Raw genomic sequence first — 18274 nt, 5'->3', positions numbered from 1 at the left:
TCCCGATGAAAATCGGGACTTTTCATTTACGTTTATTCTTTTAAAGGCCAAAGGCAGCTTTAACCTGATCTACATAGTCTAATTTTTCCCAGGTAAACAATTCAACAGTAACTGTTTTCTCTTCACCATTTGGAGTTCTGAAGGTTTTAGTAACAGTTTCTGGTGTTCTACCCATGTGGCCATAAGCAGCCGTTTCACTGTAAATTGGGTTTCGTAGTTTTAAGCGTTGCTCGATAAAGTAAGGACGCATGTCAAAAACTGATTCCACAATCTTCGCGATTTCACCATCAGTTTTACCAATTTTGCCCGTGCCATAAGTGTTGATGTAAATTCCCATTGGTTTTGCAACGCCAATTGCATATGATACTTGAACTAAAATTTCGTCAGCAATACCCGCCGCAACCAGGTTTTTAGCAATGTGACGTGTGGCATAAGCCGCACTTCTATCTACCTTGCTTGGATCTTTACCAGAGAAAGCACCACCACCATGCGCACCTTTACCACCGTAGGTATCAACAATAATTTTTCTACCCGTTAAACCTGTGTCGCCATGTGGTCCGCCGATCACAAATTTACCAGTTGGGTTAATATGGTATTCAATTTGATCATTAAACAAATGAGCATACTGAGGATTGCTTTTAATAATTCTTGGAATTAAAATACCCACTAAATCAGATTTGATTTTAGCCAGCATTGTAGCTTCTTCATCAAAATCGTCATGTTGAGTAGAAATCACGATCGCATCAATACGAACAGGTTTATTGTGATCGTCATATTCAAGTGTTACCTGGCTTTTTGCATCCGGACGCAAGTATTTAATTTCATCGTTCTCGCGTCTTAATACAGCAAGCTCCTGCAATAATTTATGCGAAAGGTTTAATGCCAGTGGCATATAATCTTTTGTTTCATTTGTGGCATAACCAAACATCATTCCCTGGTCACCTGCACCCTGTTCCTCTTTGCTACTTCTATCTACCCCCTGGTTAATATCCTGAGATTGTTCGTGTATGGCAGATAAAATTCCACAAGAGTTGGCTTCAAACATATATTCGCTTTTGGTATAACCAATTTTCTTGATCACATCACGGGCGATTTGCTGTACGTCTAAATAAGTTTTAGATTTAACCTCACCAGCTAAAATAACCTGCCCGGTAGTCACTAAAGTTTCACAGGCAACTTTTGATTCTGGATCGAAAGCCAGAAAATTATCAATTAATGCATCCGAAATTTGATCGGCAATTTTATCTGGGTGGCCTTCAGATACAGATTCTGATGTAAATAAATACGACATCTATTAAATTTTAATGATAAATAAACATTTGTAAAAGCGCCAACGACCCCTGGAAACAGGTTCTACATGATTGAAGGAGGTATTAGCACTTTTTTTTAAGTGGTTGCAATCCGTCCCGAATCTCTTCGAAATAGCAAATCAGTCCACTATATTATGCGACAAAATTAGCATATTTTCTTTATTTCAAAAATTATAGATTATTTTGTACCCTCATTCTTTACGTTTTGCACACAAAGCACAATATACTTTTTATCATCAACCCAATTTCCGGTGGGAAGGGGAAGCTGCGTATTCCTGATTTTATAGATAAATATCTCGATAAGGAGAAGTTTAACGCAAATTTTGTATTTACGGAATACATCGGCCATGCAGCCGAGCTGGCCGAAGAAGCAGCAAATAAGAATTTCGATATTCTTATTGCGGCCGGAGGCGATGGAACTATAAATGAAGTGGCGACCAAAGTGCTTCAATATAAAAAGATTCTCGGTATCTTACCTTTAGGATCGGGAAATGGACTGGCTAGATTTCTTGGGATTCCAAAAAATCTCCGTTATGCAATCTTAGCCATTAACCACTTAAAAATTGAACAGATTGATACAGCTACATTTAATAATAAAAAATTCTTTAATCTAGCTGGAATAGGTTTCGATGCTCACCTAAGTTCTGTTTTTTCAAACGATAAAAAAAGAGGACTAGCCGGTTATGTAAAACTCGGCTTGCAGGAGGTTTTTGGTTATCGTGCACAGAAATATAAGATCAACATCGATGGGACTGAATACATCAGGGATGCATTTGCAATCAGCATTGCCAATTCTTCTCAGTATGGTAATGATGTTTTCATTTCCCCAGGCGCATCTATTAAAGATGGTCTATTGGATATTTGTATCATTAAGCCCTTTCCTTTAATCAAGTTACCGCTTTTGGGGTATGTGATGCTGAAAGGTAAAGCCGAAAATTCAGAAATGATTGAAATTATTAAAGGGAAACATATTCAGATTAGCAGAGAAGCTGATGGTGCCGTGCATGTAGATGGTGAACCGTTACAAATGGGAAAAGAAATAGAAGCTAAAATCGATCCCCTGTCTTTAAAAGTCATTGTTCCTTAGTTGATTCTTTATTATATCATTTACCCACTTACATTTGCATGATGAAACCTAAAAAAAATAGTTTGAGCGATCTTGGAGGAATTATGTTTTCTACCAATCCTGACTTTGAATACCAGGAAGAAGTAGATGATCAAACTACTATGCCTAATAATAAGCAAGATTTGCGTGTGATGTTGGATAAAAAAAATCGTGGTGGAAAAGCGGTTACATTAATTACCGGATTTAATGGTCGTATGGAGGATCTTGATGTTTTAGGTAAAATGCTCAAAACTAAATGTGGCGTTGGTGGCTCGGTTAAAGATGGAGAGATTATGATTCAGGGCGATGTAAGAGATAAAGTAATGGCCATTCTTCAGAAAGATGGCTATAAAGTTAAAAAAGCCGGCGGTTAATCTGCTCTTATATCATCCATTTTTAATCTGTCTTAGTGTATTTTTCTTATTTTTTTTAACCTTCAAAATATCATATAATATCCTGTAGATCAGTTGTTTTATTGTTAGTGTAATTGCTACAATATGTAATTATTTACTCCTAATTGCTAGTTTTTCTGCTAGATAACTATTTATCTTTGCTGCCCTAACCAACTTATTGTTTATGAGCAAAAAGAAACTGCAAATGCCAGATTTAGGCTATTTAAATCTCGGCAAAAATATTGCTGTAAAGTATCAGTTATCCCCAATGGAACTCATTGATGAGGCCTTAGTGAATAAGGAAGGTCAATTGGCATCATCAGGCGCCTTAGCTGTAGATACGGGTAAATTTACAGGACGTTCTCCAAAAGACAGGTTTATTGTAAATGACAGTCTAACGGAAGATACCGTATGGTGGGGCGATGTAAATATTAAAATTAGTCCGTCACATTTCGATCAGCTTTTTGATAAAATAACAAGCTATTTGCATAATCGTAAAATTTATGTTCGTGATGCTACAGCCTGCGCCAATCCTGATGATGCCATTTCAATTCGGATAATTACAGAAACGGCCTATCAAAATCTTTTTGCCCATAATCTTTTTCTTCGCCCTGAACACGATAGTTTAGGAGAGCGTCCGGAATGGACCATTATTGCAGCGCCCAGATTTCTAGCATATCCGCTCACTGATGGAATACGTCAGGAAAATTTTTCGGTTATTAATTTTTCAAAGAAAATGATTCTGATAGGTGGGACAGGATATACTGGTGAAATTAAAAAAGGCATTTTCTCCGTATTGAATTTTATATTACCTGTTTATAAAAAAGTGCTACCTATGCATTGTTCAGTCAATGTTGGTAAAGATGGAGACACTGCAATCTTTTTTGGTTTATCAGGCACAGGCAAAACAACATTATCTGCAGATCCTGAAAGAAGATTAATTGGAGATGATGAACATGGCTGGGGAGAAGCTTCCGTATTTAACTTTGAGGGAGGTTGTTATGCCAAATGTGTAGACTTAACTGAAGAAAAGGAGCCACAAATTTATAAGGCAATCAAATTTGGAGCATTGCTGGAGAATGTTAATTTCTTACCTGGCACGCAACAAGTAGACTATAGTAATATTGAAAAAACTGAAAATACCAGAGTAGCCTACCCCATTGAATTTATAGATCATGCAATGCTACCATCAGTTGCACCTATACCTAAAAACATCTTTTTTTTAACTGCGGATGCATTTGGCGTATTACCACCCATTTCAAAACTTAATGTTGAACAAGCCATGTTTCACTTTTTGAGTGGCTACACCGCTAAAGTTGCCGGCACCGAAACAGGAATTACAGAACCTCAGCTTACTTTCTCGGCATGTTTTGGAAAAGCGTTTCTGCCATTGCACCCCTCAGTATATGCCAGTTTACTGGGCGAAAAGATGAAAAAGCACCAGGTGAATGTCTGGCTTGTTAATACAGGTTGGAGCGGCGGACCTTATGGTGTAGGTAAAAGAATGAAATTGAGTTATACCAGGGCAATGATTAGTGCTGCGCTCAATGGAAATTTGGATCATTCTAATTATAAAATGCACCATGTTTTTAAATTAATGATTCCTTTACATTGCCTTAACGTACCAAGTGAAGTATTGGATCCTTCAAAAACATGGAGTAACCAGGAAGAATATTTTATAAAAGCTTATGAATTGGCAAATGCCCTTGAACAAAATTTTGAGCAATTTAGGGTACCCAAAGTGTCAAAAGTACACGACGAAGCGTTAAAATTGTGTTAAATGAGCTTTAAAATGCATTTTTTGAACGAAAAATTTGCAATTAGGTTTTTTTTTAGGTTTTATTGTGAAAGAATTGCCTCCGGCTGAGGCAATTCTTTTGTTATACACCAAGTATGTTTGCAATAAACAAAAATCTTAGGTAACGATTTAATTGTTTATTGATTTATTAATTTGTAATTTAAAATCAATTTATAAATTTGTTTTTCGCAACAAAATCAAGTCAAATCCGTTGTGTGTAGTACAAAAGATAAAACAGCTAAAAATTAAAAACAAGAACTAAAACTAAAAATTAAAAAAAAATGGCAAACGCACCAAAACCAACAACTGTTAAAAAAGAGAGCTCTTCAAGTGCATCAAATGTTTTCGCAACATTGGTTATTCCTATTTGTATCGTAATTGGATTTATTATCTGGAGATTTGTGTTAGGAGATCCAGCTAACTTTATCGACAACAACAATGAAAATTTACCATTACCAAACAACTATCCAGGTACTGCTTACAAAGGTGGTCCAATTGTAGCAATCTTAATCGGATTATTATTAACTACAATCGTTTTCTCTATTGAACGTTTAATCGTAATTGGTAAAGCAAGTGGAAAATCTAGTTTAGATACTTTCATCATTAAAGTAAAAGGTCTATTAAATGCTGGTAACATCGAAGCTGCTAAAGCTGAGTGTGACAAACAACAAGGTTCTGTTGCTAACGTGATTAAATCAGGTTTAAAAAAATATAGCGAAGTTGAGGCTGACACTAATTTAGATGTGGAGCAATCAATTGTTGCCATCCAAAAAGAGGTTGAAGAAGCTACTGCTTTAGAAATGCCTATGTTAGAGCAAAACTTAACGATCATTGCTACTTTGGTATCAATTGGTACGTTAATCGGTTTATTAGGTACAGTAACAGGTATGATCCGTGCTTTCGCCGGTTTAGCAAATTCTGGAGCTCCAGATCAATCAGCATTAGCGGTGGGTATCTCTGAGGCATTAATCAATACCATGACTGGTATCGGTGTATCTACTTTAGCGATCATCATGTATAACATTTTAACATCAAAAATTGACAAGTTAACATACGCAATTGACGAAGCAGGATTTAGCATCGTTCAGACTTACGCTAGTTCGCATAAATAATATTTTGAAATAATTTTTACCGGCTTTATGGAAAACCGGGAAAAAGATCATCATTATTAAAAGTAAATAATATTATGCCTAGAATTAAAGTTAAAAGAACCAGTACGGTAACAGATATGACTGCCATGTGCGATGTAGCTGCTCTGTTACTTACGTTCTTCATATTAACTGCTACGGCAAAGCAACCAGAACCATTAGCGGTATCTACGCCTTCATCAACATATGAATTTAAGGTACCAGCTGAGAACAATGCAACATTAACCATTGGTCAAGGTAAGGTATTCTTTGAAGTGGCTGGCCAAAAAGTAAGGGCTAGAACCTTAGAGTTAATTGGAGAGCAGTACAATATCAAGTTTACACCTGATGAAGTGAACAGGTTTTCGGTTATCGGAACCTTTGGAGTACCAGTTGCAGACCTTAAAAAGTTTATAAACATGCCAGGCGGCGATCGTATGAAGCCAGGCATTCAAACAGGTATTCCTACGGATTCTACTGATAATCAGTTGAATAACTGGGTTTTACTCGCGCGTAAAGCAACTGCTGAAGTTAATCAGCAACCGATGCGTGTAAGTATCAAAGGAGATTCAAAAGAAGAATATCCTGTAATTAAAAAGATCGTGGATGTATTGCAGAAGCAAAAAGTTAACAAATTTTTATTGGTAACCAACGCAGAAGCTAGAAGAAAATAAGAAATGGCAGAATTAAACACAGGCGGGAAGAAAGCCACGCCAAGAGTCGATATGACGCCGATGGTAGATTTGATGTTCCTTTTGGTTACATTCTTTATCTTAACTACATCAATCTCTACGCCACAAGCGATGGATATTGTAAAGCCTGATAAGGATGATAACAATAAGGAAAACAGATTGGAACTGAAAGCTTCTAAAACCATGACTATTTTATTGGGTAAAAGCGATAAGGTAGCCTGGTATATGGGAGAGGCTGGTGCAACAGCTCCAACTATAGAAAGTTTATCACAGGTTGAAAAAGCGATTATCGATAACAGAAAAGTTGCAGATGCATCTGGAGTGAAGGGTGATTTCGTTGTATTGGTTAAACCAACCAGCGGATCAAATTTCAAAAACTTCGTTGATATTATGGATGAATTAGAAATATTAAAGGTTAAAGTTCGTCAGATTGATGATGAAAATATCCTTGATAATGAAAAAGCATTCATGAAGGAGAAGGGTATTTTATAATTGTTAAATCCGTAATCATGTCAAAGTTAGATATATTAAGAAAGGAGTGGATTGAAGTAGTTTTTGCTGAAAAGAACAAAAGCTATGGAGCCTACCAATTGCGTAAAACCAATGGGGCCAATACCACACGGGCATTAATTATTGGTTCAATAATTTTCCTTGCACTTTTCTTCGCTCCCAAAATTTATGGCCTTATCAAAGGTTCTATGAATGATACTGAGCAGGTAGAAAAAGCGCAGGAAGTAGTTATTGCGCCACCGCCACCAGTTGATCCAAAAACACCACCTCCACCACCAGTAGAGCCACCGCCACCAAAAGTGGATCAGGTTAAAATGCCACCTGCGATTGTAAAGCCAGATGAGCAGGTACGTGATGAGGAGCCACCAACAGTTGAGAAACTTAAAGAGGCAGATCCAGGTCAAAGAGATATTAAAGGTGATCCAACTGCGGATATTGTAATTGCTGAGCCAGTAGGCGAAGGACCAAAAAGAGAAGCTGCCGTTGCTGTTGATGATAATAAGGTTTATGACTTTGTTAGTATCGAGAAACAACCCGAATATCCAGGAGGTATCGCTAAGTTTTATAAATACTTAGGTGGAGCAATTAAATATCCACCAATGGCACAAGAAAATAACGTACAGGGTAAAGTATTTTTATCTTTCGTTGTTGAAAAAGATGGTAAATTAACTGATATTCAAGTTACCCGTGGTTTGGGTAGCGGAACTGATGAAGAAGCTATCCGTGTTTTAAAAGCTAGTCCACGTTGGAACCCAGGTATCCAAAATGGTAAGCCAGTAAGGGTAAAGTATAACATCAACGTTAACTTTACATTGAACTAAAAGTAAATGTTAAATTTTGATATTTTTAAGCAAAAATCGCCTAAACAGCGGTTTTTGCTCATTTTAGGCCTAGTCACCTTCGTTTTATATTTAGTAATGGGACTTGCCTTTATCTTTTGGGCACCACTAGGAATGAGGTTTAATTTCATTCCTGCATGGGGACGAATTGCTATAGGTGTCTTCCTAATTTTTTACGCTTTTGTAAGACTGTTAAGTCTTGGCAGAAGAGATTAAAATCCAGTAATGAGAAATATACTTTTAATATTTATAGTCTTGGGTTTCATTTCTTGCAAGAGAAAGGATAAGACTCCTCAAATTAAGGAGACGAGGACAAGTGGGGTATTAAAAATCTTAGTTGATGAAAGCGTAAGTCCAATCGTTCAAGAGCAGATTGATATTTTTAGTCTTGATTATCCGGATGCCAAATTTCAGATTACGGTTAAGCCGGAGGAGAAAATTATTCCTGCTTTTTTAAATGACAGTGTGAGGGTGATTGTGATGCCAAGATTACTAACTAAAGCGGAAGAGAAATATTATACGCAACGAGGCATAAGAATTAATTCAACACGTTTTGCTGTAGATGGTATTGCATTAATCACGAACAAAGACAATATCGACAGTACTATTACCGTTAAAGAAGTTATTGATATTTTACAAGGAAAAGGAAAAACTTCGGTTAAAAAATTGGTCTTTGATAATACTTATTCAAGCACCTTTCAATACTTTAAGCAATTGGCTAATATTAGTCAATTTCCTGCTCAAGGTGTTTATTCAAAAAAATCAAGTGCAGAAGTAATTAAATTAATAGCCGAAGACAAAAATTTTATTGGTATTTTAGGGGTAGATTGGGTTTCTGACAGAAATACAAAATATGCAGATTACCTATCTAAAATAAAAACACTAGGAGTAAAAAACCTGAAAGGTAAAATAGGAGACGATCAATTTTACAAACCAACACAAGATAATCTCATTAATGGAATCTATCCTTTTCTAAGAAACGTAAATATTATAGATTGTGAGGGTAGAGATGGTTTAGGCACAGGATTTGCAACATGGTTAAGAAGTCAGAGAGGACAATTAATTGTACTTAAATCTGGACTTGGTCCTCATAAGTTAATGCCGAGAGAGATTAACCTGACAAAAGGAAAATAAATAACAAATTATAAATTGAACCACGAAGTTATCTCAACAGACACTTCATTTTTATTAAAAAAACAGAATATCCGATGAAAATTTTAAAGAAAGCAATAACCTTAAATGTAGGTTTGGTGTTGATGGGTTCTGCAGTTTTTGCTCAAAATTTAAATGATGCGAAAAAAGCCATTGACGCTGAACAGTATCAAAAAGCAACATCAATGCTTAAATCATTGGTGAGCTCACAAGCCTCAAACGGTGATAATTATTATAATCTGGGTTTAGTTTATTTAAAAACTGGTTATATTGATTCAGCCCGTGCTGTATTTACCAAAGGCTTAACGGCTGACGCTAAAAACAACTTAAACCTGATTGGTTTAGGTGAAGCAGATATGTTATCTAATAATCCAACTTCTGCTAAAACCAACTTCGATAAGGCTATCGAATTAGATAAAAAAAATTACAAAACCTATCTGGAAATTGGTAAAGCTTATTTAGCACAAGATAAACCTAGTGATGATGTGTCTAAACCAGATTTCACCAATGCTCTAGCTAATATTACCAAAGCTGATGAATTAGATTCGAAAGATAAAGATGCAGAGGTTTTCTTAGCTTTAGGTGATGCTTATGCTTTGCAAAAGAAAAATTCTGAGGCATTAGGTCCTTACATGCGTGTTGGTGATGTAGATCCAAATAATCGTAGAGCTAAAACTCAGATTGGTAAAATGTATAAGGAATCCAGAGCATTTCCAGAAGGAGAGAAAGAATTACAAGATGTAATTGCTGCGGATCCAAACTATGGTCCTGCATATCGTGAATTAGGTGAGCTTTACTTACAATGGAGTAGTTTTGGTACTGATCAGGAAAAAGCTAAAAAAGGAATTGAGAACTATAAAAAATATATGGATTTGACAGACAAATCTTTAGAGTCTCAATTACGTTATGCACAATTCTTATTTTATGCAAAAGATTATGCTACTTTAGAACAAGTTGCTTCAGCTATTCAGGCTCCAGCTAATGATCCTAAAAGTGCTGTTGTATCAAGATTAAAAGGATGGGCTGCCTATGAAAATAAAAATTATCCAGCAGCCTTAACCAGCATGAATGAATTCTTTGCTAAGGAAAAAGATCAAAATAAAATCTTAGGATTTGATTATTTGTACTTAGGTAAAGCACAATTAAAATCTGGTCAAGACAGTTTAGCATTAATTAACATCACTAAGGCAGTAGAAAAAGATTCAACTAATGTTGAAGCTTTAGCAGAAGTTGCTAAAACATTTTTCGATGCTAAAAAGTATGCTAAAGCAGCTCAGATATACGATAAAGTGATTGCTGCAAATCCTAATGGAAAAGGCGTGTTATATAGCTATTTCTATGATGGATTAGCTTACTATTTTGATTATGCTACTCAATATTCAGCTAAGAAAAATCCTTCTAAAGATCTATTAGTTAAAGCAGATTCTTCTATAGCAAAAGTAGCTCAACTTGCTCCAGAAACAACTGATGCATATTTATACCGTGCAAGGGTTAATAGTTTAATGGATGATGAAAAGGCGCCAAAAGGATTAATGGTACCTCACTTTGAAATGTTTATCAAAAAAGTAACTGAAAAACCAGAATTAGTAACACCTAATGCTAAAAAATTATCAGAAGCTTATGATAACCTTGGAGGGTTTTATTTCAATACTGATAAAGCAAAAGCAAAAGAGTATTTTGATAAAAGTGTAGCGGTATATCCTACAGGAACATTTGCTGCAGCGAAATTGAAAGAATTATCAGCTCCTGCAGCTAAAGGAAAAGGTAAATAATTTTAAAGTTAAATAATTTAGAAAAGGCAGAGTTTGGTTACTCTGCCTTTTTCTTTTACTTTTGCGTCAGAAAATATTAGATTATGCAAGCACAAAGTACCTCAATAGATTTTTTACCAATTATATTTCAAGTAATTGTTGCTTTAGGTTTTGTCGTTACCACTTTGGTTGCTACACACTTTTTAGGCCCAAAACGTAAAACCAGTGATAAGCTTGAGGTATTTGAAGCTGGCGTGAAAAGTGTAGGTAATGCCCGTCAGCCATTTTCCATCAAATATTTCGTTGTAGCGATCCTCTTTGTATTGTTTGATATTGAAGTGATCTTTATGTATCCATGGGCTGTAAATTTCAGAGCATTGCGAATGGACGGAATGATCGAAATGTTCATTTTTATGGGGACATTACTTTTAGGCTTTATTTATGTAATAAAGAAAAAAGTTTTAGACTGGAACTAATCCAATTGACAGTTCTTAATCCACTAATTTTAACTGAAAACTAAAAGTGTATCAATTACACTATCTAGTATTCTCTTTAATTATTTAGAAAGGTTCTAAATCAAGTTAAGCTTGTTTAATTGCCTTTTAAATATTGTAAATTTGTTGCTCATTCTGCAAAAGGATGAGCATTTTTTGTTTATAAACATGAGTGAAATTAATATAGTAGACGCACCTCCAGGAACCGAAGGACCTGGCTATTTCGCCACTTCTTTAGATAAAGTGATTGGTTTAGCTCGTTCTAATTCATTGTGGCCGTTACCTTTTGCCACATCTTGTTGTGGAATTGAGTTTATGGCTACCATGGGTTCTCACTATGATTTAGGTCGTTTTGGTGCAGAGCGCTTAAGCTTTTCTCCTCGCCAGGCAGATGTTTTAATGGTAATGGGAACTATTGCGAAAAAAATGGCTCCTGTATTAAAACAAGTTTATATCCAAATGGCAGAGCCACGTTGGGTAATGGCTGTTGGTGCCTGTGCAAGTAGTGGTGGTATTTTCGATACTTATTCTGTTTTGCAAGGCATTGATGAAGTGATCCCGGTAGATGTTTATGTGCCAGGCTGCCCGCCAAGACCAGAAGCCATTTTAGATGGTTTTCAACGTATTCAGGATTTGGTAAGAAACGAATCAGGCAGAAGAAGAAACTCTGATTATTATAAAGAACTTTTAGGTCAATACGGCATTAAATAATGGAAGAAACGACACTAAATAACGATGTTCATGTTAAGCTGACTGAAAAGTTCGGCGAAAAAGTTACTGCTGTTTCTGAGCCATATGGCTTTTTAACTATTGTAACTTATAAAGATGTGATTATTAATGTGCTTTCCTATCTTAAAGAAGAATTAAAGTTCAATTTCCTTACTGATATTACTGCTGTTCATTATCCTGGTAAAGATCATGGCATTGCGGTAGTTTACCATCTAAACAATATGGTAGAGAAAGTAAGGATCAGAATTAAGGTTTTCATTTCTGAGCAAAATCCAACTATTCCTACCGCAACAACAATTTGGAAAGGTGCGAATTGGATGGAGCGTGAAACGTATGATTTGTTCGGGGTTAAATTTGAAGGTCACCCTGATTTACGCCGGATTTTAAATATGGACGATTTAGGTGTTCACCCCATGTTGAAACAATATCCGTTAGAAGATCCGAACAGAGTTGATAAAAAAGACGAATTTTTTGGAAGGTAATTTATATGAATCATAACCATCCGGTATATACAGATAACGACCCGCAAAGTGAGCTGGTAACCTTAAATTTAGGCCCAACGCATCCTGCAACCCATGGCGTTTTTCAAAACGTTTTGCAATTAGATGGCGAACGGATTGTGAGCGGCGTTTCTACAATTGGGTACATCCATCGTGCTTTCGAAAAGATTGCCGAGCATCGGCCGTTTTATCAAATCACACCACTTACTGATCGTTTAAACTATTGTTCTTCGCCTATCAATAATATGGGCTGGCACATGACGGTTGAGAAGTTGCTGAATATCCAAATGCCAAAACGTGTAGATTATCTTCGCGTAATCATCATGGAGCTTTCACGTATTGCCGATCACATTATCTGTAATACGATTATTGGTCAGGATACCGGGGCAACTACAACATTCCTTTACCTGTTTCAATTCCGTGAGCATATTTACGAGATCTTCGAAGAGGTTTGTGGCGCTCGTTTAACCACTAACATTGGTCGTATTGGTGGCTTTGAAAGAGATTTTAATGAAATTGCTTTTACCAAAATCAATAAATTTTTAAAAGAGTTTCCAGTAGCTTTAAAAGAGTTCGAAAACCTTTTAACCCGTAATCGTATTTTTATTGATAGAACAGCTGGTGTTGCTGAAGTTACTAAAGAGGCTGCCTTAGAATATAGCTGGACTGGTCCACTTTTGCGTGCGACAGGTGTAGATTATGATGTTCGGGTAAGCGACCCTTATTCATCATATCAAGATTTTGATTTTGAAGTTCCAGTAGGAACCAGTGGTGATATTTACGACAGATATTTAGTTCGTAACGAAGAGATGTGGCAGAGTTTGCGCATTATTGAGCAGGCAATTTTGAAGTTGAAAACAGAACCTAAAGGTATTTTTCATGCTGATGTTCCTGATTTCTATCTTCCTCCAAAACAAGAAGTTTATAACAATATGGAAGCATTGATCTATCACTTTAAAATTGTGATGGGTGAAATTGATGCTCCAAAAGCAGAAGTTTATCACGCTGTAGAAGGTGGGAACGGAGAATTGGGTTTCTATCTGATTAATGATGGTGGTCGTACGCCATACCGTTTACACTTTCGCAGACCTAGTTTTATAAATTACCAGATGTTTGCACCAATGAGCGAAGGCATGTTATTGTCTGATGCCATTATCAACATGAGTAGTATGAATATTATTGCAGGAGAATTAGATGCTTAAAGTAGAAGAACAAACACCTGTACAATTATCATCAGAATTGCTTGCCAAATTTGATGAAGTTAAAAGTCGTTATCCTGAAGGGAAACAAAAATCAGCTTTGTTGCCATTATTACATTTGGTACAGGCAGAATTTCTTTGGGTACCTACATCTGCAATGGATCAGGTTGCTGCTTACCTGAACATTCAACCTATTGAAGTATATGAGGTAGCTACATTTTATACCATGTACTTCTTAAAACCACAAGGTAAATATGCTTTAGAGGTTTGTCGTACAGGGCCTTGTTGCCTGGTGGGTGCAGAAAAAATATTAGATCACCTGGAAGCAAAGCTAGGTGTTAAAGAAGGTGAAGTTACTGCAGATGGTTTATTCAGCTTCAGAGGAGTTGAGTGTTTAGCTGCCTGTGGATTTGGTCCGGTGTTGCAAATTAGCCCGGAATATACTTTCTACGAAAACTTAACTACTGAGAGTGTAGATAAATTGATAGAAGATTTGAAAAATAAGTCTTAAGTCCAAAGTCTTAAGTCGGGAGTCGTTATGACTCAAGGCTATGGACCACAGACTACAGACTATAGACTAATAAAAATGTCTCGAAAACTGTTACTTGAGCATATAAACGTACCAGGCATCAATACACTTGAGGTCTATCGCCAGAAAGGCGGGTACCGTGCCGTTGAAAAAGCCCTTAAAACTTTAACACCTGAAGAGATTGTTGAAGAAGTTAAGAAGTCAGGCTTACGCGGTCGTGGTGGTGCGGGTTTCCCAACGGGAATGAAATGGAGCTTTTTGGCTAAACCAGAAGGAGTTGCACGTTATTTGGTGTGTAATGCTGACGAATCTGAGCCTGGCACTTTCAAAGACCGTTATCTGATGACTCACATTCCTCATGCTTTAATTGAAGGCATGATTGTAGCCAGTTTTGCTTTGGGTGCAAAGGTTTCATACATCTACGTTCGTGGAGAGATGATGCCTCAGATCCGTATTCTGGAGAAAGCCATTGCAGAAGCAAAAGCTGCCGGATGGTTAGGTAAAAATATTTTAGGAACAGGATACGATTTAGAATTATACGTTCAGCCAGGTGGTGGTGCTTACATTTGTGGTGAAGAAACTGCTTTATTAGAATCACTTGAAGGCAAAAGAGGTAATCCGAGAATTAAACCGCCTTTTCCTGCTATAGCTGGATTATATGGGTGTCCAACCGTAGTGAATAATGTAGAGTCAATAGCTGCAGTAGTGCCCATTATTAATGATGGTGGTGATGAATATGCTAAAATTGGTATCGGCAGAAGTACAGGTACAAAATTAATCTCAGCATCTGGAAATTTAGTAAAACCAGGAGTATATGAAATTGAATTAGGTTTACCAGTTGAAGAATTTATCTATTCTGATGAATATTGCGGTGGCATTGCCAATGGAAAACGTTTGAAAGCAACTGTTGCTGGTGGATCATCGGTGCCAGTTTTGCCAGCAAACTTAACATTAAAGTATGCTAACGGCGAGCCTCGTTTAATGAGTTACGAATCTTTATCAGAAGGTGGATTTGCTACTGGAACCATGATGGGGTCTGGCGGTTTCATTGCTTTTGATGAAGACCAATGTATTGTTCGCAATACCTGGAATTTCTCTCGTTTTTATCATCATGAAAGTTGTGGACAATGTTCGCCTTGCCGTGAAGGTACCGGGTGGATGGAAAAAGTATTACACAAAATTGAGCATGGCCATGGAACAATGAGTGATGTGGATTTACTTTGGGATATCCAACGCAAAATTGAAGGGAATACCATTTGTCCATTAGGAGATGCAGCAGCCTGGCCTGTGGCAAGTGCAATCCGTCATTTCAGAGATGAATTTGAATGGCACATTAAAGAACCTGTTAAAAGTCAGAGTCAAAATTATGGTATTGCAAATTATGCAGTGCCGATAGAAAAAGCTCCTGTAACAGAAGAGAAATAAAATCTTAAGGTCGCAAAATGTGACCTTAGAAAATTTAACTTAACAATGAAGTATATGTAAATGAAAGAAGAAATATCACCAGCTATCATCCCCAACGAAGTAATAATTAATAAAATATATCTTTTTAGAGGAGTAAAGGTGATGTTAGATTCTGATTTAGCAGAGCTCTTTGGTGTTGAGACTAAACGACTAAAAGAACAGGTTAGAAGAAACATAGAACGGTTCCCTGAACATTTTATGTTTGAATTAACAAAAGAAGAAAACGATGTCTTAAGGTCGCAATTTGCGACCTTAAGACATGGACAACACTCAAAATACCCTCCGTTTGCATTTAGCGAACATGGTATTTTGCAACTATCAAATGTTTTAAAAAGTAAACAGGCGATAGAAGTGAGTATTAAAATTATTGATGTATTTGTACAGCTTAGAACAATGGTTTTAAGTAATACGGAAATAAGACTCGAAGTAGAAAAAATAAAGAAGAAGGTAGATAATCAGGATAAAAATATTGAAGTCATATTCAGGTATTTTGATGAGCTACTAGAACAGAAAGCGCAACCAAGAAAAGAAATTGGTTACAAAATCTCGGAAGAGAAAAAATAAATTATAAAAGATTGCTTGGTGCCTCGTAATGGTGGTATAAGCATAAAAAATAAAAGAATATCATTAACCATGAGTGAAAAAGTTAAGGTTACGATAGATGGAATAACAGTAGAGGTTGATAACGGAACCACTATCCTGAATGCTGCAAGGCAAATAGGTGGTGATATCGTTCCGCCAGCCATGTGCTATTATTCTAAGTTAGAAGGCAGTGGTGGTAAATGCCGTACCTGTATTGTTAAGGTAACAAAGGGTTCGGAAAAGGATCCACGCCCAATGCCAAAACTGGTTGCATCTTGCCGTACCACAGTAATGGATGGCATGGAAGTGTTAAACATTACTTCTCCTGAAGTTTTAGAAGCACGTGCAGGTGTGGTAGAAATTTTATTAATTAACCATCCGTTAGATTGCCCGGTTTGTGATCAGGCAGGTGAGTGTGATTTACAAAATTTAGGCTACGAGCACGGATTGCAGAAAACACGTTATGAGTTTGAGCGTCGTACTTTTGAGCGTATCGATATTGGCGATAAAATTCAGTTGCACATGAATCGTTGTATTCTGTGTTACCGTTGTGTTTTCACTGCAGATCAAATTACAAACAAACGTGTTCATGGGATCTTAAACCGAGGAGACCATTCAGAAATTTCGACTTATATCCAACAAGCCGTTGATAATGACTTCTCAGGTAACGTAATTGATGTTTGCCCGGTTGGTGCTTTGACGGATAGAACATTCCGTTTCAAAAACCGTGTATGGTTTACCAAGCCGGTTGATGCGCATCGCAACTGCGACCATGAAAAATGCAATGGCAAAGTAACACTTTGGTATAAAGGTGAAGATGTTTTACGTGTTACGGCCCGTAAAGATCAGTTCGGTGAAGTAGAAGAATTTATCTGCAACACTTGTCGTTTTGATAAAAAAGCAACTTCAGACTGGACAATTGAACATCCAACACATATCGATGATACCTCTGTAATTGCATCTAACCACTACGAAACATTAAAGCCAATTCCTGTCATTAAGCCGAATGCGGCTTTACAGGCAGCAAATGAAATTGAGTTACATAAAACAGTAAAATACTAATGGATACAGGTTTTATCATTGAAAAATTTATTCTGGTAGCGGTTATTTTCGGTATTAGTTTGGTAATTGCCATGTATTCTACATATGCAGAACGTAAGGTTGCTGCTTATCTTCAAGATCGTTTAGGCCCGGATAGAGCTGGTCCTTTTGGGATATTGCAACCTTTAGCCGATGGTGTAAAAATGTTTATGAAGGAGGAGATTATTCCTACTACATCAAACAAATGGTTATTTATTATTGGTCCCGGTTTGGCACTACTTTGTGCTTGTATTGGTACTGCAGTTATTCCCTGGGGAAGCCCCATGGAAATTGGAGGCAAAATTGTTCCTCTTCAGGTGGCCGATATTAATGTTGGGGTTTTATACATCTTTGGTGTAGTTTCTTTAGGTGTTTATGGGGTAATGATTGGTGGTTGGGCATCAAATAATAAGTATTCATTATTAAGTGCTATTCGTGCAGCTTCTCAAAACATCAGTTATGAAATTGCGATGGGCTTGTCCATCATCGCTTTGCTTTTAATGACCAATACCCTAAGTTTAAAAACGATTGTTGAACAGCAACATGGCCTTAATTGGAATGTTTGGTATCAGCCACTCGGATTTTTAATCTTTATGATCTGTTCTTTTGCAGAGACTAACCGTGCACCATTTGATTTACCTGAATGTGAAACCGAATTAATTGGCGGTTACCATACAGAGTATTCTTCGATGAAATTGGGTTTTTACCTTTTCGCTGAATACATCAACATGTTTGTTTCATCAGCTGTAATGGCAACATTATACTTCGGTGGATATAACTATCCTGGGATGGATTATATGGCTACTTTGCTAGGGCCAACATGGGCACCACTTTTTGGTGTGGGTGTTTTCTTTATAAAAATAGTATTCTTTATCTTTTTCTTCATGTGGGTGCGTTGGACAATTCCTCGTTTCCGTTATGATCAATTGATGAATTTAGGTTGGAAAGGTTTAATACCTTTGGCCATTGCCAATATTATAATAACTGGAGTTGTGATTGCGATTATAGAGAAGTTTTAATT

19 protein-coding genes are annotated in these 18274 nt (G+C 36.7%); 18 read left to right on the top strand and 1 reads right to left on the bottom strand.

Annotation, left to right across the window (positions count from 1 at the left end; translation table 11 throughout):
* Nucleotides 1-40: 40 nt before the first annotated feature.
* Nucleotides 41-1291: a methionine adenosyltransferase gene (gene metK / locus EV200_RS07920; protein ID WP_132530912.1), complete on the bottom strand. Its 1251-nt coding sequence runs from the start codon at nt 1289-1291 to the stop codon at nt 41-43.
* Nucleotides 1292-1515: 224 nt separating this feature from the next.
* Between metK and EV200_RS07915 the strand changes: the two genes are divergently transcribed.
* From EV200_RS07915 to nuoH, 18 genes are all read left to right on the top strand, one after another.
* A complete protein-coding gene (locus tag EV200_RS07915; protein WP_229676805.1) occupies nt 1516-2397 on the top strand; it encodes a diacylglycerol/lipid kinase family protein in 882 nt (293 codons plus the stop codon).
* A gap of 38 nt (nt 2398-2435) precedes the next feature.
* On the top strand, nt 2436-2789 hold the full coding sequence (locus EV200_RS07910) for a translation initiation factor (protein ID WP_373287849.1): 354 nt from the start codon (nt 2436-2438) through the stop codon (nt 2787-2789).
* A gap of 202 nt (nt 2790-2991) precedes the next feature.
* Entirely contained in the window at nt 2992-4587 is a 1596-nt protein-coding gene (gene pckA / locus EV200_RS07905; RefSeq protein WP_132530908.1) for a phosphoenolpyruvate carboxykinase (ATP), read from the top strand.
* 299 nt (nt 4588-4886) lie between these two features.
* Complete coding sequence (locus EV200_RS07900) at nt 4887-5717, top strand: MotA/TolQ/ExbB proton channel family protein (RefSeq protein WP_132530906.1); 831 nt, start codon at nt 4887-4889, stop codon at nt 5715-5717.
* Nucleotides 5718-5791: 74 nt separating this feature from the next.
* Nucleotides 5792-6406: a biopolymer transporter ExbD gene (locus EV200_RS07895; protein WP_132530904.1), complete on the top strand. Its 615-nt coding sequence runs from the start codon at nt 5792-5794 to the stop codon at nt 6404-6406.
* 3 nt (nt 6407-6409) lie between these two features.
* On the top strand, nt 6410-6916 hold the full coding sequence (locus tag EV200_RS07890) for an ExbD/TolR family protein (protein ID WP_029282008.1): 507 nt from the start codon (nt 6410-6412) through the stop codon (nt 6914-6916).
* A gap of 17 nt (nt 6917-6933) precedes the next feature.
* On the top strand, nt 6934-7755 hold the full coding sequence (locus tag EV200_RS07885) for an energy transducer TonB (protein ID WP_132530902.1): 822 nt from the start codon (nt 6934-6936) through the stop codon (nt 7753-7755).
* A 243-nt stretch (nt 7756-7998) separates the two neighbouring features.
* Nucleotides 7999-8907 (top strand): PstS family phosphate ABC transporter substrate-binding protein, encoded by a 909-nt coding sequence (locus tag EV200_RS07875; protein ID WP_132530898.1) that lies wholly within the window; start codon nt 7999-8001, stop codon nt 8905-8907.
* Nucleotides 8908-9110: 203 nt separating this feature from the next.
* Nucleotides 9111-10697, top strand: coding sequence for a tetratricopeptide repeat protein (locus tag EV200_RS07870; RefSeq protein WP_229676804.1), 1587 nt, complete (start codon nt 9111-9113; stop codon nt 10695-10697).
* A gap of 83 nt (nt 10698-10780) precedes the next feature.
* A complete protein-coding gene (locus EV200_RS07865) occupies nt 10781-11152 on the top strand; it encodes an NADH-quinone oxidoreductase subunit A (protein ID WP_029282018.1) in 372 nt (123 codons plus the stop codon).
* 186 nt (nt 11153-11338) lie between these two features.
* Nucleotides 11339-11881, top strand: coding sequence for an NADH-quinone oxidoreductase subunit B (locus EV200_RS07860; protein ID WP_025146324.1), 543 nt, complete (start codon nt 11339-11341; stop codon nt 11879-11881).
* Nucleotides 11881-12381, top strand: coding sequence for an NADH-quinone oxidoreductase subunit C (locus EV200_RS07855; RefSeq protein ID WP_132530894.1), 501 nt, complete (start codon nt 11881-11883; stop codon nt 12379-12381). Before EV200_RS07860 ends, EV200_RS07855 begins: the two co-directional genes overlap by 1 nt.
* Before the next feature lie 5 nt (nt 12382-12386).
* Entirely contained in the window at nt 12387-13601 is a 1215-nt protein-coding gene (locus EV200_RS07850; protein ID WP_132530892.1) for an NADH-quinone oxidoreductase subunit D, read from the top strand.
* Entirely contained in the window at nt 13594-14109 is a 516-nt protein-coding gene (locus tag EV200_RS07845; protein WP_132530890.1) for an NADH-quinone oxidoreductase subunit NuoE family protein, read from the top strand. The genes EV200_RS07850 and EV200_RS07845 overlap by 8 nt, the downstream gene beginning before the upstream one ends.
* Nucleotides 14110-14184: 75 nt before the next feature.
* Nucleotides 14185-15552, top strand: a complete 1368-nt coding sequence (gene nuoF, locus EV200_RS07840; protein WP_132530888.1) for an NADH-quinone oxidoreductase subunit NuoF — start codon at nt 14185-14187, stop codon at nt 15550-15552.
* A 60-nt stretch (nt 15553-15612) separates the two neighbouring features.
* Nucleotides 15613-16155, top strand: a complete 543-nt coding sequence (locus tag EV200_RS07835) for an ORF6N domain-containing protein (protein WP_132530886.1) — start codon at nt 15613-15615, stop codon at nt 16153-16155.
* 69 nt (nt 16156-16224) lie between these two features.
* Nucleotides 16225-17235, top strand: coding sequence for a 2Fe-2S iron-sulfur cluster-binding protein (locus EV200_RS07830; protein WP_132530884.1), 1011 nt, complete (start codon nt 16225-16227; stop codon nt 17233-17235).
* Nucleotides 17235-18272, top strand: a complete 1038-nt coding sequence (gene nuoH / locus EV200_RS07825; protein ID WP_132530882.1) for an NADH-quinone oxidoreductase subunit NuoH — start codon at nt 17235-17237, stop codon at nt 18270-18272. Before EV200_RS07830 ends, nuoH begins: the two co-directional genes overlap by 1 nt.
* Nucleotides 18273-18274: the final 2 nt, after the last annotated feature.

It is taken from the genome of Pedobacter psychrotolerans (genome assembly GCF_004340665.1).
In the GTDB taxonomy this organism is placed as follows: Bacteria; Bacteroidota; Bacteroidia; order Sphingobacteriales; family Sphingobacteriaceae; genus Pedobacter; species Pedobacter psychrotolerans.
This window is presented reverse-complemented; position numbering and strand designations above follow the sequence as displayed.

Coding starts and splice junctions, on each gene's coding strand:
- metK (WP_132530912.1), bottom strand. CDS start 1,291: ATGTCGTATTTATTTACATCAGAATCTGTATCTGAAGGCCACCCAGAT.
- EV200_RS07910 (WP_373287849.1), top strand. CDS start 2,436: ATGATGAAACCTAAAAAAAATAGTTTGAGCGATCTTGGAGGAATTATG.
- pckA (WP_132530908.1), top strand. CDS start 2,992: ATGAGCAAAAAGAAACTGCAAATGCCAGATTTAGGCTATTTAAATCTC.
- EV200_RS07900 (WP_132530906.1), top strand. CDS start 4,887: ATGGCAAACGCACCAAAACCAACAACTGTTAAAAAAGAGAGCTCTTCA.
- EV200_RS07895 (WP_132530904.1), top strand. CDS start 5,792: ATGCCTAGAATTAAAGTTAAAAGAACCAGTACGGTAACAGATATGACT.
- EV200_RS07890 (WP_029282008.1), top strand. CDS start 6,410: ATGGCAGAATTAAACACAGGCGGGAAGAAAGCCACGCCAAGAGTCGAT.
- EV200_RS07885 (WP_132530902.1), top strand. CDS start 6,934: ATGTCAAAGTTAGATATATTAAGAAAGGAGTGGATTGAAGTAGTTTTT.
- EV200_RS07875 (WP_132530898.1), top strand. CDS start 7,999: ATGAGAAATATACTTTTAATATTTATAGTCTTGGGTTTCATTTCTTGC.
- EV200_RS07870 (WP_229676804.1), top strand. CDS start 9,111: ATGCTTAAATCATTGGTGAGCTCACAAGCCTCAAACGGTGATAATTAT.
- EV200_RS07865 (WP_029282018.1), top strand. CDS start 10,781: ATGCAAGCACAAAGTACCTCAATAGATTTTTTACCAATTATATTTCAA.
- EV200_RS07860 (WP_025146324.1), top strand. CDS start 11,339: ATGAGTGAAATTAATATAGTAGACGCACCTCCAGGAACCGAAGGACCT.
- EV200_RS07855 (WP_132530894.1), top strand. CDS start 11,881: ATGGAAGAAACGACACTAAATAACGATGTTCATGTTAAGCTGACTGAA.
- EV200_RS07850 (WP_132530892.1), top strand. CDS start 12,387: ATGAATCATAACCATCCGGTATATACAGATAACGACCCGCAAAGTGAG.
- EV200_RS07845 (WP_132530890.1), top strand. CDS start 13,594: ATGCTTAAAGTAGAAGAACAAACACCTGTACAATTATCATCAGAATTG.
- nuoF (WP_132530888.1), top strand. CDS start 14,185: ATGTCTCGAAAACTGTTACTTGAGCATATAAACGTACCAGGCATCAAT.
- EV200_RS07835 (WP_132530886.1), top strand. CDS start 15,613: ATGAAAGAAGAAATATCACCAGCTATCATCCCCAACGAAGTAATAATT.
- EV200_RS07830 (WP_132530884.1), top strand. CDS start 16,225: ATGAGTGAAAAAGTTAAGGTTACGATAGATGGAATAACAGTAGAGGTT.
- nuoH (WP_132530882.1), top strand. CDS start 17,235: ATGGATACAGGTTTTATCATTGAAAAATTTATTCTGGTAGCGGTTATT.